This is a genomic window from Methylophaga sp. UBA1464 (assembly GCF_002325665.1).
GTDB lineage: Bacteria > Pseudomonadota > Gammaproteobacteria > Nitrosococcales > Methylophagaceae > Methylophaga.
Map to the genome: position 1 here is coordinate 1 of NZ_DCSO01000048.1, position 15,748 is coordinate 15,748.

Here is a 15,748-nt window from a genome sequence, read left to right on the forward strand (position 1 = left end):
GTAGGTTGGGCTGAGGTACGAAGCCCAACAATTAAAACCACCAACAAGCTTTCAATTTTAAAATACCCTCCATAAAACTACCCTACTTGTTGGGCTTCATATATTCAGCCCAACCTACCAAAATCAATCCTCTTTGTAAGATCTGACATATCTGGAAAGGTGAAACGCCACTAAACTCATATCTTCTGCTGCCATTTTTTCTTTACTGTTGGCGATAAATGTCGGCAATCCCTTTGGGTTTAACACCCAAATATCGCTCGACTTTGCATCACTTGTTGGCTCAGCAAACCAGCCGGGAAAAACAATGACTGGCTTAATGGCAAATGATTTTCCCGTAGTTTCTTTGATTAACGTTCTCAGCCAATTACTTGAAGCTTCGACTTGGATAAGGGGTTTATTGGTGGAAAATCCTGAGCTGAATTTTAACGATGTACCATCGAATATCACTTTGGGCTGTCCTGTATCAGGTTTGCTGTAGGTTTTGGTTTCGATCACATAAATGCCACTTTTAGCTATAACGACATGATCGATATTGAAACCTTTGGCAGGAATATCATGAAACACCTTTGCTGAAGTTTCTCTGAGGCTCTCAAGGTACTGACCTACAGCTTTTTCGCCATCGCGCCCTTGTATGAGATGTCTTACTTCTTTTCTGATAGCAAATAGTTTTAAGAAACAATATGGTGTGACGGTTATCGCGAGAATCGTATAAACAATAGGGTTAGGCTTAACCTCAAAATACCACCTATACCACTCAAAGCCAGCAAATATAAAGCCCATGACTATAATTAATATATATGGCATAGCTTTGCTATTAATTAATTCATCTATCTGCCTATCAAGCGACTCGCCCGGATTACGTAAAGGATTATCCTTAAGTGGTGATTTCAAAATACCTTTCCCTAAAATCAATGTAGGTTGGGCTGAGGCACGAAGCCCAACAATGAAACCATACAAATGCTTTTACATTTCAACGTACGATCAAAAAATTATCCTATCTGTTGGGCTTCATAAATTCAGCCCAACCTACCAAAGCCATCTTGTTTCGCACCGCAACCTCAAAATCCCAACATTTTAGACATGACATAAAATCGCATCATAAACTAAAATGACAAATCGATTGTTGGGCTTCGTGCCTCAGCCCAACCAACAATAATTTTTCACAAGGATTGTGATGAATGCGTTATCGTCGTACTGAGGTGGCTGGCGCCACTTATTTCTTTACGGTTAATTTGCTGAACCGAAGACAAACCCTGCTGACGGATCATATTGATACGCTTCGCGCCTGCATCAAAACGGTGAAAAAACGTCATCCTTTTCACATAGATGCCATGGTCATCTTGCCCGATCATTTACATGCGATCTGGACTTTACCACCCGGTGATGCTGATTTTGCCAAACGCTGGATGTTAGTCAAAACAGCTTTTTCTCGATCATTACCCAAACACGAAATCATCAATCAAAGTCGAAAATTGAAACGAGAACGCGGCATCTGGCAACGCCGTTATTGGGAGCATTTAATCCGTGATGATTTGGACTATCAAAGACATGTTGATTACATTCATTACAATCCGGTGAAACATGGTTATGTGGATAAAGTAGTTGAATGGCCTTATTCCAGCATTCACTGGTTTATTGATAAAGGCATCATTACAAGTGATTGGAGTGTTGGTGAAACGATAATTTTTACCAATATAGGGGAACATTGAGTTGTTGGGCTTGGTGTCTCAGCACAACCTGCTAATTAAATTCATCGATTGCTCGCCAAAGCCTAATTTGTGTTCATGCCCAAAGGCGTTACAATCGAAACACATCAACTTTGTTGCTAACTCACAAACACTGCGGCATCACTTCAAACGCAATACAACAATCTCTAAGAGTGGTTATGGAAAATAAAATCTTATCGACTGGCGCTAAGGCGCTTGCAGTAAACCTTGATGCTATCCGCTATGGTTCATTTGCTGAAATAGGTGCGGGTCAGGAGGTAGTTCGCTGGTTCTTTCGGGTTGGCGGTGCAGCAGGGACGATTGCTAAAAGCATCTCGGCTTACGACATGAAGGTCAGTGATGATATTTATGGCAAAGCCTCCCGTTATGTCTCGCGTGAGCGTCTGGAAGACATGCTTGAGCATGAATATAACTTGATTGTGGATTGTTTAAGCGAGCAACGTGGTGATAACACGGCCTTTTTTGCATTTGCTAACACAGTATCCGCTCGTAACTATCATGGCACCAACGAATGTCATGGCTGGTTGGGGATTCGTTTTCAAACTGAACCTCATGCCGCGCCAAGTGAAATCATTATTCATGTCAGAATGCTCGATCATGAAAACGCGCTACAACAGGAAGCCCTGGGTATTTTAGGTGTCAATCTGGTTCATGGCGCATTTCATCTCAGCCAAAACCCGGACATGCTGGTGAAATCACTGCTGGATAATTTGACTACTGATCGTATTGAAGTTGATATGGTCGACTTTCATGGTGATGCTTTCCTGCATGTTGATAACCGCGTCATCAGTCTACGACTTGTTCAGCTTGGCTTGAGCGGTGCAGCGATGTTTTCGGCAGATGGCAAAGTGCTGCAACCTTCAGAACATTTGCGTAAGAAGAATGTACTAGTCGAACGGGGCCGTTTCCGGCCTGTTACTCACGTCAACATTGACATGTTGAATGCGGCCAGAAAACAATTTGAAGCCGAGGATGATTCCGGCCCGGAAGATACTATTTCTATCATGGAAATCACTATGCATCACCTGCGGGATGATAATGATAGTGTCGATCTCGAAGATTTTATCAGTCGTGCCGAAGTGTTAGAGGCCACCGGTCATACCGTGATGATTTCGGACTATCCTGAATACTACCGTCTGGCCACCTATTTATCCCGTTACACCAACCGTCGAATTGGTATGGCAATGGGCGCGCATAGCTTGATTGACCTGTTTGACGATCGGTATTACGCAACATTACACGGCGGTATTTTGGAAGGCTTTGGCCGGCTGTTTAAGAATAACGTCAAACTCTATATCTATCCTTACAAAGATGCGGCAACCAATACCCTGTTCAAAGTCGACAATCTCAACGTGGATGAAAAACAAACCTATCTATACGACTATCTGAAACAAGGTGATAACATCAAGCAGATTGAAGCGTTTAATGAAGATTATCTGCACATTTTTTCACCGGATGTACTGAAAATGATCACCAGCAATCAGATGGGCTGGGAGAAATTAGTGCCTGACGTGGTGGCAGAAAAAATCAAAACGCAGCAGTTATTTGGTTATAAACCCGCCGATTAGTGGGAATCCGTAGCGTTCTATGTTGAATTGAAGAATGAAACCCAACGATTTATAAATGACATAATATTAACAAGCCGTTGGATGATTGTAGGTTGGGCTGAGGTACGAAGCCCAACAATTCTGATGTTTCACATGTTGGGCTTCATAATTTCAGCCCACCTAACATTTAATATTAATACCGTTAAGGAAATCTGAATCGATGGAAAAACTTTTGTTATTGCTCACTATGAGCCTGCCTCTTCTGCTCACCGGCTGTGGCTATGATGAATTTGAGGGCAGATTTATCAGTGCGGATGGTAATGTGAGTTATGAGTTCCAGCCGGATGGGACGCTGGAAATCATTCAGGGAGAAGATATCACGACGGCTGATTATCAATATAAAAGCCGTGAGCAAACCATTAAATTGCTCGGTGCTCAGGAGTTACCTACTGATACACTCGCTGTTGAAGATGAAAATCATCTGCAAAGTGGTGATCTCATCCTGACTCGCGGTGTTGATTATGCGATGTTGACTGACACTACCTGGATAGGCAGCCAGGGCCAATACACATTTGCGTTAACCTTCACCATGACTGAACAGGGCTTGGAAACCGTTTCTGAGCTAGTGTCTTATTATGATGAAAATATGATGTATTTGTCACAGACTGATGACAGTATTACCCGCCTCGATGGCAATAAACTGTTTCTTGATCAAACTCAATACACCGTTTCAGACGTGACACAGGATAGTTTCAAAATATCAATCGGTGAAAACAGTATGGTGCTTGAAAAACAGCCTAAAGGCACTGAAATCACGATTCGCGATGGTTATCAGGCGATAGATGATCAGCTCTGAGCAGTTTCATTTCCTGTTGAAAAATAAAGCAAAGGCAACAAATAAAACAACACTTAAAATCCCTGCTTTTGAGTCGATATATTCAGCATGACCAACGATATTATCGCCTTGCAGATGTCGATTGAGTCACATCTTTGAATATGAATTATCCTAACCATCCAGATAGTTAGGAAACTAAATTGCCTGTGATTTAAATTCTGTGTAAATATACTTGGGAAAACAGGTACAAGGCGAAATAATGGATATTATCTTTCAGATTATCAGCCTGGAAAACCTGATAAGCTGAACAAAGGAGCCAGGGTTGAAGGAAAGATTGTTTTTATGGATGATAGCGACAAGAAACAGCTTTGTAGCACTTTTACCTTTGACTTTCCTGCGTGTTATCGGTGAATTAATCCTGAATTTACCCTGGCCAGACTATCAACAATCAATGGATATCTGGTTCGGCACAGAATGGCGTGTTCTGTTAAGACAAATGATCGACAGTTCTTTTGCATTATTTGGATTGTTGTTAGCCGTTATTGTCTCGGTACAACTGGTTTATCGTCTTCCCAGCTCGACCCGGCAAAGAGAAATTGCCCCTCCCCTGATGGTCGCAATTAGTGCGGTCATTAACTATCTGATCATAACCGTTTTACTGCCCAATACCTCTCCAATTGAGTTCAGTGCGGATATCATGGTTTTAGGTATTGTCATTGGAATACTCTCAGCAGAATTCATTATTTTTGCTGTTAAACGCCCTTATCTCGACCTGCTCAACTTGCCTGTGGATTCTGACACCACCTTTTATCACGCTATGCGTATGAGCCCTTCCATCATTTTCATTGGCATCACCTTTTTTATGTTGGGTTTGGCCCTGGCGGCAACACCTGCCTTTCCCAGTATTTCACAGCTGATTATCGACTGGGCAAACGCTAGTGGCAATGGCACCTGGATAATCAGTACGTTTTCTGTGTTGGTCAATCAGTTGTTCTGGTTTTTTGGTGTTCATGGCAGTGTTTTTCTGGAAGGAACCGCTCTGGCACAAGGCGCTTTAAATGGCACGGCTAATGGAGAACTCAATTCCAACCTTGCTTTAATAAAAGTGCTGTTCAGTAATTTTATTTTGTTAGGGGGATCAGGTGCTACGCTGGGTTTAATCATCGCCATTTTTATCGTCACAAGGCATGGCACTCAGAATAAAATTGCCAAAGTGTCTGTTATCCCTTCTGTATTCAATATTAATGACATTCTGATCTATGGACTGCCAATTGTCTTAAACCCGTTTTACCTCATCCCGTTTATTTTAGTACCGCTCCTGCTTATGGTGATTACGCTACTGTCAGTGCAGATTGGTTTTATTCATATCTATGACTCTGCAACGGTAACCTGGACCACTCCGCCTTTGATGTCAGGCTGGTTGTTAACGGAGTCCTGGCGAGGCGCTGTTCTGCAATTTATGTTAATTGCTCTCAGCACGGTGTGCTATTTGCCATTTGTCAGAAAAGCAGAAAAAAACCGCCACCAAAAAACCATGGAAGCATTTCAACTGGCATCAGATACGATTATTAAGGTGGGCCATAACAGACAAAGAATTGTGTCCAGGCAAGATAAGGTTGGCATGATCGCCCGCGATCTGATTGTGGATCTGCAAACAGCGATAAAGCAAAACTCACTGACACTGGCCTATCAACCCAAACATGATCGTCAGGGTAACGTCGTCGGTGTTGAGGCACTGCTCCGCTGGACACATCCCCGATACGGCATGATCTCACCGATTGCCATTGTCACGGTGGCCGAAGACGGTGATCAGATAAATCAACTTGGCAGATGGGTTATTCAACAGGCCTGTGCCTGTAAAGCCCGCTGGAATAAAGCCGGTTATCAGGCATTGACTATCGCCGTCAATATTTCACCCAATCAGTTAACCGACAAAGATTTACCGTTTTATCTGATGAAATATATTCAGGAATATGGCATCACCGCTGAGGAAATAGAGCTTGAAATCACCGAATCATCCGAGATCCCCGATACCAATCTGACCGATATCATTTTGCAACAACTTGTCGATACCGGTGTGCAGCTGGCAATGGATGATTTCGGTATGGGCTATTCATCGTTACTCTACATGCGCCGTTTTCAGGTGAATGCGATCAAGATTGATGGTTCCATCACACGCGATGTGCTGATCAACGATACCAATGCCGATATTGTCAGGACGATATGCTCGCTGGGGCAGGCCCAGAAAGTTCATGTGGTTGCCGAATATGTTGAAACCGAAGAGCAGCGCGAGGCGTTGGCTGAAATGGGCTGTGACCTTTTTCAGGGGTATTACCATAGCCCACCAATAGCCGAAGCGGATTGTATCAATTACTTCAAAATGCAGTTTGATATCGCTGCCAAGCAATTTGAGCTTAACTATAAGGTATGATTGGCTGACACCGTTATCTGGGAGTGACACAAAATGGATTTTTCACCAGTTTTTCAATCACTCTTCAACTTCTGGTATTTCATTCCGCTTTTTATCCTGCTTGCTGTTTTAAAATCAGCCTGGTTCAAAGGCCTATTCGGCGAATTTATTGTCAATGTTTTTGCTCAATGGAAACTGGATAAAGACACATATCATTTAATTAAAAATGTGACGCTGCCGACACAAGATGGCACAACTCAAATCGACCATATCATAGTGTCGGTGTATGGCGTATTTGTGGTAGAAACCAAAAACCTTCGAGGTTGGATATTTGGTTCTGCCAATCAGAAAATGTGGACACAGCAAATCTTTAAACATAAAAACAAATTTCAAAATCCTTTACACCAGAATTATAAGCATACTAAAACCTTACAATCGCTTTTAAACCTTGAAGAAAACCAGATACATTCGCTTGTGGTCTTTATCGGTGACAGTACGTTTAAAACCGATATGCCTGAAAACATCACATACGGTATGGGGTATATCCGCTATATTTTGTCCAAAACCGATAAAGTACTAAATCCAAGGCAAGTGCTGGATATTACTCAGGCCATCGAAGCAGGTCGTTTAGAACGATCCTTTAAAATAAATCGTGAACATGTGCGTCATGTTCAAAGCATTATTGCTGAAAAAAAACACCAGCATCTTTGCCCGAAATGTGGCAGTGAAATGATCTTAAGAAAAACAAAAAAAGGGGTTAATGCCGGCAAGCAGTTTTGGGGCTGTTCTGAATTTCCAAAATGTCGCCTGATGCTTCCCGTTAGCCAGGAAATCATTTAGTCATTGAGTCGTTGTACAATAGCGGTTTTATTTTCCAAATAACTTTTCAAGGGAGCTTTCATGAAAATCCAAAGCCATTTTGCCGATCTTGATACACCCACCGGTGTGATGCGTACCTATATTCATCGTCCTATCGGCGAAGGCAGCTACCCTGTCATTTTGTTTTATTCTGAAATTTTCCAGCAGACTGGTCCGATTGAGCGCGCTGCCAGATTAATGGCCAGTCATGGCTATGCCGTATTAGTCCCTGAAGTGTTCCATGAACTGAATCCTATCGGTACGGTATTGGGTTATGACGATGCCGGTCGTGATAAAGGCAATGCCGATAAAGAATACAAAGATGTGCAGAGCTATGACACTGACAATGAAGCGTTAATCAAGTATGCCAAGCAACAATCCTGGTGCAATGGCCAGTTTGGAGCGATGGGTTATTGCATCGGCGGCCATCTGGCCTTCCGTGCAGCTTTGCAACCTGAAATCAAGGGTACCGCCTGTTTTTATGCTACCGATTTACATATTCAGAAAATCCCGAATAAACCGGGTCAACACAGTATGGAACGTCTTGCTGATATCAAAGGTGAATTACTGATGATTTGGGGTAAGCAGGATAATCATGTGCCATCAGAAGGTCGAACGTTGATTTACAGCAAATTGAATGAAACCGACATTCCGTTTACCTGGCACGAATTTAATGCGGAACACGCCTTTATGCGTGATGAAGGTGATGGCGGGCGTTATGATGCTCAAACAGCACAAATCGGTTATCAACTGGCGTTGAATTTGTTTAGCAGAACGTTGCGCTAGACGCAGCGTTCCCACGCAGAGCATGGGAACGAGGTTAACAAAATTAAATGGATACAGCTGGCTGCCATGCTCTGCGTGGGAGCCTCTTTAAGTAATTCTCACGGTCTCTCATATATCACCCAACCGAACTGTTTATCTAATGCAAAACACCACTAAATCGGTATATACCCTGTTCAACTGGAACATTCTGATCCTGCCAACCGATGAAGAAATCTTTGTTGGATTATGCAGTCGGCCGGAGACAGTACCGCCATTTGCACCACCTGATGCAGCAGATGATTTACTGCCGTTTATTTTGCAAAACAGCAGTTCCATCACTGAGTTTAATGATAAAACCGGGGTTGGCTTCGATAAAGATGGCAGTCGTTATGTGATGCTTGGTAAACCGTCAGATCCGACAAACATGATTCGCTTTAGTGTCGGGCAGATGATGAAGCCGGATGAGATTCGCTGGAAGTATGAGTTTATTGATTAGGCCATTTGCGTTCCCACGCAGGAGCATGGGACGAATTTGCTGACTTTCTGACTTATACTGGCGCTCAAAATCCACCATGAGGTCATGCATTACCAAAGTCTACGGCGGTAACGCAATATAGGTACCATCATTACGTTTAGTCAATTCCCGCATCAGTATGCTGTATCTGTCGGTGCTGTTCATTGATAAAAAGCCGACACCATGAATTCTGGCCAGTCGTCTTCCATCACTGAGTTGTCTGTTCTGTCTGGTAATTCTATCGATTACCGGATCATAGGATGAACCAGTGTAATCATCACCAAATACATAAATGGACGTGGTGATATTGGGTTTGGCATATTTACGCAGTGCCGTTTCGACACCTTCGACGGGACTGCTATTGGATACCACTGACCAGTTTTGAAACATTCGGATAGCACTGTTTCTGGTGGAAGGAGTATCAGGCATCCAGCGACCATCATAACCCGAGATCATGGACGTCCCCATATCATTAAGTATCTGAAAACCTTTTACTTCTGGATGTATATTCAATACATTTACCACTTCCTGGGAAACCCGTGACCAGATCTGTTTCATACTGCCGGAAGTGTCGATAATAAACACGACATAATCACTATCAACCGGTATGCCACCGACTTCTTCAGAACGCTGATCGGTCGGCTTTCGTGGTGTCGGCAAGGCAGCTTGTTTTAACCGCGATTCCACCAGACTCATTCCACTAATACTTTCTTCCAGCGCTGCATTCTGTTGCTGTAGAGCTTTAAGTCGGCTTTCCAGCGAGGATTCGGCCTGAGCAATAGATTGCTGTTCGCTGGATAAGGTATCCAGCGTGGAAAGTTCCTGCTGAATTTGCTCGCTGATTTCGGCTACCGAGTTTTCAAGGCCAATCAATGATGCCAGTAAACTGCTCACATCATCGGCACCGGCAATGGATACATCCACATCGGTTTTGGCGATCAGGATCAGCATCACCACCGCACCAAACCCACATGAAATCACGTCCAGAAAAGACAGACTGAAAATATCCAGACCTTTTTTCCGATATTTCATGGCCAGTTACTCGCCGGGCTGATCAGTAATCCGCCGGTAGTGGCAGCCCAGACCCAGTATTGATTGACCGCATCAGGATCACCTTCCAATGGCAGCATAATCACATCTACCTGCATTCCCCGTTTGCCACTTTCATTAATGGTTTGCTGAAACAGCTTTACCCGACATTCACCTGAAATCGTCTGGGCATTTCCGGTCAGCGAGCTGCAACTGGAAAACGGATTCAGGCTGCGATATTGCGATTCGCCTTTGGTCGGCAATCCATCGGTAATGACATATAAGTTGGAGGGGGAAAACTGATTAACGCTATTCAAGCCTTTTTGAAGATTGGTCGCGCCTTCAGGAATAACAGTATTCAAGTCACGTAATATAGATGTTGCCGTTTGTGGTGAACTGGCTTTTTGCCAGCCTTGCTGATCACCTAAAACCCTGGCGTCTTCGCTAAAAGCGACCACCAACACGTCACTGTTTTCCGGTAAGCGAGCTAATAACCATTGCACTACATTTTTGGTTCTCAACCATTTTGCAGCGTTCTGTTTATTCTGCTGTGAACTGCTTTTGGTGCGGATAATATCAATCAGTTTTTCATTGGTCATCGAAGCGCTGGTATCCACCAGTATGGCAATTTTAGGCCCCTCAACCTTGAGGCCTAACAAATAGTTTTCTTCATTTATTCGCGGTGCTTCTACCAGATCAGCCTGCTGTTTGGGTATTTCAATCGAGGTAATGCTTGATTTAAGTTCTTCTAACGCACTCTCTGAGCGTTGCACCTCTTCGCTCTGGCTGGCGAGTGTGGATTGCTTTTCATCCAGTTGTTTTTTTAATGCCTGATAACGGGCATTTTCGCTGCTGAGTTGTTGGCGGATCTGTTCCAGAGTCGATCCAGCATCATCTCTGGCCTGTTCCAGCTGACTGATATCCTGTTTAAGATTGTCTATTTCAACCGGTGTTTCATCAATTTTCTGTTTGACCAGCATAAACACCAGAATAACGGCACCAAGGCCACAGGACATGATATCCAGAAATGCCAGACTGGAACCTTCGGCTTTTTTGCGTCGGTAAGCCATTTGCTGTTAGCGAATACGTCTCAGCAGGAATTTGTCGCAATAGCTTTGCGTATCGACAATCTGACTGTCCTGCAAACGCTGCAACTGATGAAACAGAAACATCAGAAAGATACTGATAAGCAAGGCCACTAATGTCGAATTAAATGCCAGCCCCAGACTATCGGTCATACCCGAAATATCACCGGCAAGCGCCTGATCAGCTTGCGAAAGCGCCTGACCGATACCACGTACTGTGCCGATAAAGCCGATTGAGGGTATGGCCCAGATCAGATAACGGATCATGGTGTTTTCGGAATCCTGCCTGACGGCCAGGGCTTCCAGGTTACTTTCAATCGCATCCGACAAGTTTTGAACGTTGTTGGTTGAACTGTATCGCCATAAAGATGAACGTAGCGTCTGCACCAGAGGTGAAGACATGCAATCCTGAGGAATCTCGGTATCCAAACGATGGATAATATGGTTCACATCAAGTTCTTTATGCCCCGTGTTTTCAATTTTCTCTTCATCACTGCTTTGCGGATCTTCAATCAAATCGACGCTGTACAGATATTTGGTTTTCAGAATCTCACGATAAGCGCTGGCAATGAGAAAACAGCCCCACATCATTAATATAAAACAGATTTCCTGCTCGTAATCTTTGATGATAACCACAATATTGCGAGGCGAAGACTGTTGCTGTTGCAAGGCTAAATCAATTAATTGAGCGGCTTCAGGCCGGATATAACCGATATACATCATATGCACCACAATGATCGATACGATCAATGCGGCAAAGCTTTTCATCAAGTCACTCATTGTTAAATATCCACCGGGAAGGAAACGGGAGAATTCAGGCTGATAACCGATTTACCACCCGCCCAGGCGTTATGAATCATCAATGAAAGGATCACAACCAGCGCGGTCGAGACGCCTATAAACACGGCTTTTTTTAAACTCATCATTATTCATTTCCTCCATTCAGAAAACGTCCGACTCTGAAACCAAGCGTATCGCGGGCCTGCTCGGCACCGTCTCGGTAAGATGCTCTTAATTCACTTAACGAACCTGAGCGCCAGTTTGCACCTTTTACCACGCGCATGCTGATTGTCGTACTATCCAGTATATGTGGATAAATAGTATCCAGTTTGGGTGCCGTGAGTGAATAACTGTCATGTGTCCATTCACTGACATTGCCGCCTAAGTCGTAAAGCCCGGACTTTTCGCGGCTAAAACTTTTCACCGGAGCGATTCCGGCAAAACCATCATAATATCTGGGAACATACAGGCTGACACTGCCTTTGGCAGCTTCATCGGCGATATTTACGGCTTTGATTGGAATTACCCGTTCATTGCCCCAGACAAACAAAGTCTGTTCTGGTTTGCCTGCTTTACGGGCCAGCCATTCCCACTCGGCTTCCATCAATAAACGGTACCCATCGGCATTGATATTAATACGATTTAACTGATTTCCCTGCACATCATAAACCGGGGTTAAACCTTCCTGCTGACTTAGCCAGTTACAGAAATTAACCGCTTCCAGCCAGGTCACATTGGTGACGGGTAATTGAGCATCGCCGGATTTAGTGCTATCAAACTGCTGATATTCGGCATGGGTGACTTCATTTGTGCCGGCATAAAATGGTCGATTGAGCCTGACCTGTTTTAGAAACTCGTTGGCACGCTGCCCCGGCTCATCTCGCCCTGCTCCCATTTTGATAATGTCATTGGGAGAAAATAAAGCCATTCCACCACCGGCTTTGTTTTTATAGAGTCTGGGGGCTTCAGCCCGTTTGGCTTGTGCTTCCGGAATCAATGTAAAAGACAGTTTCTGGGCTTCTGCAGCAGTTGGTGTGATGGATTTCTCGACCGTTCGGTAACCCTTCAGACTGAGCTGAATATCGTGAGAAACTGCCTGTAAATCCAATTCAATAGGCGTATTACCCATGGGTTTACCATCAACCGTGACTGTCGCCGGTGGTGTAGAAAGCACTTCTACCTTGCCCTTCTCAGGTTGCAGCGACATATCGAAGCTGCGCTTTTCATTAGTCGACAAGGTGAAGGTTTCGCTTTGACTAAAATAGCCCGGCTTGGAATAGGTGAGTTGATGTGATTTACCGGCTTCAACCGAGATAAGTTGCGCGTTTTCTATGCGTAACCCATTTAATGTCAGTTGCCCTCCAGAAGGTTTCAGGTTTAAACGCACACCAGCCGTTTCCGGTGATAAACGATAATTTCGTTCTAACGTCGGTTTACTGTTTTTAATTTCAATGGTTTCTTCGGTGGTTTCATATTTTGCCAGTGATACTTTGACGTGATGCCAGCCACCTTGCAGTGGCAAGGTCAAAGGTGTTTTACCCGCTTCCACATCATAAATAGTCACTAAGGCACCACTGGGATCGGAATTCACCGTCAATTCGCCCTGCAATGGTTGCAATTCAACATCCTGAGCCACTGTTTCACCGCGATTGAGTGATAAGTCGATAGTCATGGTTTGATAGTGAGGATGCTGAACAATGAGCTGATGCTCTCCGGCAGGCAGTTCGTATTCGAGAATATCAGCCACCGCAAGAACCTGCTCCTCCATTAACCAGGCGGTTTGATTGTCTTTAAGCAAGGTTGCGAGCACAATCTTTGCGGGTAAGGGCGTGAGCGTGATGCGCAGGACTTTACCGGAATCAGTCTGCTCAATAATTTGCTGATAGGGATAAAAACCATCTGCAGTGACTTCAATTTCAGTCGTGTCGGCAAGTGAGTAAACCGAACCGAACAGCACCATTGCCAGCCAGGAATCGGCATTAATCGATACGTCAGTTGCATCATCCGGCTTAATTTCTATACGTGTACCACGGGAGGCAAAGATAATCGTCAATATAATCAGGAAAACCACAACAAAGGTTGTCAGCAACCAAAGATACATTCTGTGCTGACGTTTTCTGGCAAGCTCCAGCTGCTGGTTAAATGGGCTCATCACACACCAGCGTCAGACTATAACGACTGACATCATAAGGAATGGTGACTTCAACCAGCTTGGACTTAAACCCCGGACGTTTGCCTTCAAAGGTATATTGACCGGGCTTGAGCTGAATCTCTTTTGCATCAATGACGCCAACATTACCCACCCCGCGCACCTGAATATGGGTTTTATTATCCGAACGCACTTCTACCGGGATGGTTCTGTTCACAGCCGTTAACACATTCTCAAGTTCGCGACGTTTAGTGGTGAGCGACGGGCTTTGATTACGATAGTTGGTGGCCTGGTTAATTGTCGAACGCGCCTGTTCACTGAGTTGACCATTTGACAGGCGATAAGGTGTTTTAAGGTAGTCATCAATCTTATTATTAAGTGACAAAATAGCATTTGCCATCGCCAGCTTGTCGGTTGCTGTCTGGTTGTTGGGGGTTTCTTTGATAACCTGTTCAAGGTTGGTTTTGACAGTCTGCCAGTCGTCTTTTGTCTCGGCCTGTCTGGCGTTGCTCAACGCGTTCTGAACCCGCTGATTTTTTTCGTATTGCAGTATCGCCGAATTGACATCACTGATCTCGGCGCGATTAGGATGAATATTTCTTGCCTGATTGAGTGCTGTTTTAGCCGCATCAATACGACCATTTTCAATTGCAGTATAGGATTGAGCGATAAAAGACTGAAATTTTTGATTATCAAGGGTGGACTGTAACGTTTGAGCGCGCTGTTTCAGGGCTTCCCTTTCCGGTGTTAACGTTAATAATTGATTGATTAATGTCAGTTCAGTTTGCAGATCATTTTCCACTTTCGCCACATTGATTTGATCAACCAGTGAAGCAATTTCAGGTAACTGCTCGATTCTTTCCGCCAGATCAATTGCTTGCTGTGAAGAATTATCCAGCATTAACGCTTTGGAAATAGCCAGTTTTGCCGGTTGGTATTGGTTGTTATCAAAAGCCTGCCGGGCATCCTGGATGGCAGTTTTAAATTGATCCTGGCTGTCAGTAATCGCCGTTTCTGCATGCTTGATAAGTGTATCCAGGGTGGCTTTCGCCTGAGCATATTTCGCTTCACCAAACTGTTTGATTGCCGACCTTTCTGTGGTGTTCAAACGCTCAGCCAAGGCTTTATCCCATTGTTCCAGTTCAATCTTGTTCAGCTCGGGCTTCAGTGTGTTTTCATAATGAGCATAGGACTCAAGATAAGCCTGCCGCAGCGTTTCATTATCCTGCGCACTCTCCGTTACCACTGGGATATCCACAATATCCAATGTCTGCGACGATTCGGCTTCGCTGCTGTCATGTATGGTTTTTGGCATCGAAGCCCAGACAATTAACAGCACACACAACACACTGAGCAGCAAAATGATAATCAGTGTTTGGAAAAATAGCTTTCGTTTGGCAAGTTTAGCTTCAGCGATTTTCTGCGTGATCATGCTTATCTCTTACAGTTGAACATCTGGCGTGGCTTCCAACTGATACATACGATTCAAAAATGCACGCCATTGACGGAACTGCTCATCGATATCACCGGTTAACTCAACTGATTCTTCTTCATAAGTCATCACCTGGGGAGCCATTTCCAGATTAATAGACTCTCCCAATTCATTTAATGCATCCTGATGAAACTTGGCTTCTTCACGTGATTTAAAGCCACTGGTCAGCAGCACGGCACCACCAATCCCCCCTGCAACAGTAGCAATATCTCGGGCAAAGCGAGGGTCATTGGAATTGCCTGATGTAGCGGCAGCCACCGCGGCACCGATTAAAACTGCCCCGCCTATCATTTTCCAGATGCTTTTTGTTTTGGCTTCTTTACGCAGCTGCATTTCAGCCGCACTGGCTTCCTGCCACGCCAGATAACTGTCATCCATTTGCTGTGAAAACGCGCTGTAGTTCTGTTGCAGATTATCGATAAACAGCTGTTCTCTGACCTGGACCGATTTCACCCGTTCAAACATCGGATCAGCATCACTCGGCATACTCACCAGTTTGATTTGCCGACCGCTGGTATCCAGATGCTCCATAAACGCCTGTTCGTTAAAACTGGCAG

14 protein-coding genes and 1 pseudogene are annotated in these 15,748 nt (G+C 44.3%); 7 read left to right on the forward strand and 8 right to left on the reverse strand.

The window, feature by feature from the left end; genetic code table 11:
- Positions 1–123: 123 nt before the first annotated feature.
- Positions 124–891: a nuclease-related domain-containing protein gene (locus tag B3O33_RS05570; RefSeq protein WP_292359665.1), complete on the reverse strand. Its 768-nt coding sequence runs from the start codon at positions 889–891 to the stop codon at positions 124–126.
- 287 nt (positions 892–1,178) lie between these two features.
- Here B3O33_RS05570 and B3O33_RS05575 point away from each other — a divergent pair, with 287 nt between their 5' ends.
- The 7 genes from B3O33_RS05575 to B3O33_RS05605 all read left to right on the forward strand — a co-directional run bounded on the left by B3O33_RS05575 (position 1,179) and on the right by B3O33_RS05605 (position 8,638).
- Positions 1,179–1,709: an REP-associated tyrosine transposase gene (locus tag B3O33_RS05575; RefSeq protein ID WP_292359667.1), complete on the forward strand. Its 531-nt coding sequence runs from the start codon at positions 1,179–1,181 to the stop codon at positions 1,707–1,709.
- Between the two features lie 176 nt (positions 1,710–1,885).
- On the forward strand, positions 1,886–3,295 hold the full coding sequence (locus B3O33_RS05580) for a TonB-dependent receptor (protein ID WP_292359669.1): 1,410 nt from the start codon (positions 1,886–1,888) through the stop codon (positions 3,293–3,295).
- Positions 3,296–3,494: 199 nt separating this feature from the next.
- A complete protein-coding gene (locus tag B3O33_RS05585) occupies positions 3,495–4,130 on the forward strand; it encodes a hypothetical protein (RefSeq protein ID WP_292359671.1) in 636 nt (211 codons plus the stop codon).
- 301 nt (positions 4,131–4,431) lie between these two features.
- The gene (locus tag B3O33_RS05590) at positions 4,432–6,540 is read left to right on the forward strand and encodes an EAL domain-containing protein (RefSeq protein ID WP_292359673.1); all 2,109 of its coding nucleotides are present in this window, start codon (positions 4,432–4,434) and stop codon (positions 6,538–6,540) included.
- A gap of 33 nt (positions 6,541–6,573) precedes the next feature.
- A complete protein-coding gene (locus B3O33_RS05595) occupies positions 6,574–7,359 on the forward strand; it encodes a nuclease-related domain-containing protein (protein ID WP_292359675.1) in 786 nt (261 codons plus the stop codon).
- Positions 7,360–7,419: 60 nt separating this feature from the next.
- Positions 7,420–8,163 (forward strand): dienelactone hydrolase family protein, encoded by a 744-nt coding sequence (locus B3O33_RS05600; protein ID WP_292359677.1) that lies wholly within the window; start codon positions 7,420–7,422, stop codon positions 8,161–8,163.
- Positions 8,164–8,302: 139 nt separating this feature from the next.
- Positions 8,303–8,638, forward strand: a complete 336-nt coding sequence (locus B3O33_RS05605; RefSeq protein ID WP_292359679.1) for a hypothetical protein — start codon at positions 8,303–8,305, stop codon at positions 8,636–8,638.
- Positions 8,639–8,737: 99 nt separating this feature from the next.
- Here B3O33_RS05605 and B3O33_RS05610 read toward each other — a convergent pair whose 3' ends face one another.
- From B3O33_RS05610 to B3O33_RS05640, 7 genes and pseudogenes are all read right to left on the reverse strand, one after another.
- Positions 8,738–9,688, reverse strand: a complete 951-nt coding sequence (locus tag B3O33_RS05610) for a hypothetical protein (protein ID WP_292359681.1) — start codon at positions 9,686–9,688, stop codon at positions 8,738–8,740.
- On the reverse strand, positions 9,685–10,755 hold the full coding sequence (locus tag B3O33_RS05615; protein ID WP_292359682.1) for a VWA domain-containing protein: 1,071 nt from the start codon (positions 10,753–10,755) through the stop codon (positions 9,685–9,687). Before B3O33_RS05615 ends, B3O33_RS05610 begins: the two co-directional genes overlap by 4 nt.
- Before the next feature lie 6 nt (positions 10,756–10,761).
- Positions 10,762–11,550, reverse strand: coding sequence for a MotA/TolQ/ExbB proton channel family protein (locus B3O33_RS05620; RefSeq protein ID WP_292359684.1), 789 nt, complete (start codon positions 11,548–11,550; stop codon positions 10,762–10,764).
- A gap of 2 nt (positions 11,551–11,552) precedes the next feature.
- Positions 11,553–11,696 carry a hypothetical protein gene (locus B3O33_RS05625; RefSeq protein ID WP_292359686.1) on the reverse strand — a complete coding sequence of 48 codons (144 nt, stop codon included), beginning with the start codon at positions 11,694–11,696 and terminating at the stop codon, positions 11,553–11,555.
- On the reverse strand, positions 11,696–13,702 hold the full coding sequence (locus tag B3O33_RS05630; RefSeq protein ID WP_292359688.1) for a PEGA domain-containing protein: 2,007 nt from the start codon (positions 13,700–13,702) through the stop codon (positions 11,696–11,698). The genes B3O33_RS05625 and B3O33_RS05630 overlap by 1 nt, the downstream gene beginning before the upstream one ends.
- A complete protein-coding gene (locus B3O33_RS05635) occupies positions 13,689–15,131 on the reverse strand; it encodes a hypothetical protein (protein ID WP_292363168.1) in 1,443 nt (480 codons plus the stop codon). Before B3O33_RS05635 ends, B3O33_RS05630 begins: the two co-directional genes overlap by 14 nt.
- Before the next feature lie 9 nt (positions 15,132–15,140).
- Positions 15,141–15,748: pseudogene (locus B3O33_RS05640) on the reverse strand (hypothetical protein); the annotation flags it as partial.

Excerpts from the sequence above, each read along its gene's own strand:
- B3O33_RS05605 (WP_292359679.1), top strand. The coding sequence starts at position 8,303 with ATGCAAAACACCACTAAATCGGTATATACCCTGTTCAACTGGAACATT.
- B3O33_RS05600 (WP_292359677.1), top strand. The coding sequence starts at position 7,420 with ATGAAAATCCAAAGCCATTTTGCCGATCTTGATACACCCACCGGTGTG.
- B3O33_RS05585 (WP_292359671.1), top strand. The coding sequence starts at position 3,495 with ATGGAAAAACTTTTGTTATTGCTCACTATGAGCCTGCCTCTTCTGCTC.
- B3O33_RS05630 (WP_292359688.1), bottom strand. The coding sequence starts at position 13,702 with ATGAGCCCATTTAACCAGCAGCTGGAGCTTGCCAGAAAACGTCAGCAC.
- B3O33_RS05580 (WP_292359669.1), top strand. The coding sequence starts at position 1,886 with ATGGAAAATAAAATCTTATCGACTGGCGCTAAGGCGCTTGCAGTAAAC.
- B3O33_RS05595 (WP_292359675.1), top strand. The coding sequence starts at position 6,574 with ATGGATTTTTCACCAGTTTTTCAATCACTCTTCAACTTCTGGTATTTC.
- B3O33_RS05625 (WP_292359686.1), bottom strand. The coding sequence starts at position 11,696 with ATGATGAGTTTAAAAAAAGCCGTGTTTATAGGCGTCTCGACCGCGCTG.
- B3O33_RS05620 (WP_292359684.1), bottom strand. The coding sequence starts at position 11,550 with ATGAGTGACTTGATGAAAAGCTTTGCCGCATTGATCGTATCGATCATT.
- B3O33_RS05635 (WP_292363168.1), bottom strand. The coding sequence starts at position 15,131 with ATGATCACGCAGAAAATCGCTGAAGCTAAACTTGCCAAACGAAAGCTA.
- B3O33_RS05615 (WP_292359682.1), bottom strand. The coding sequence starts at position 10,755 with ATGGCTTACCGACGCAAAAAAGCCGAAGGTTCCAGTCTGGCATTTCTG.
- B3O33_RS05610 (WP_292359681.1), bottom strand. The coding sequence starts at position 9,688 with ATGAAATATCGGAAAAAAGGTCTGGATATTTTCAGTCTGTCTTTTCTG.
- B3O33_RS05575 (WP_292359667.1), top strand. The coding sequence starts at position 1,179 with ATGCGTTATCGTCGTACTGAGGTGGCTGGCGCCACTTATTTCTTTACG.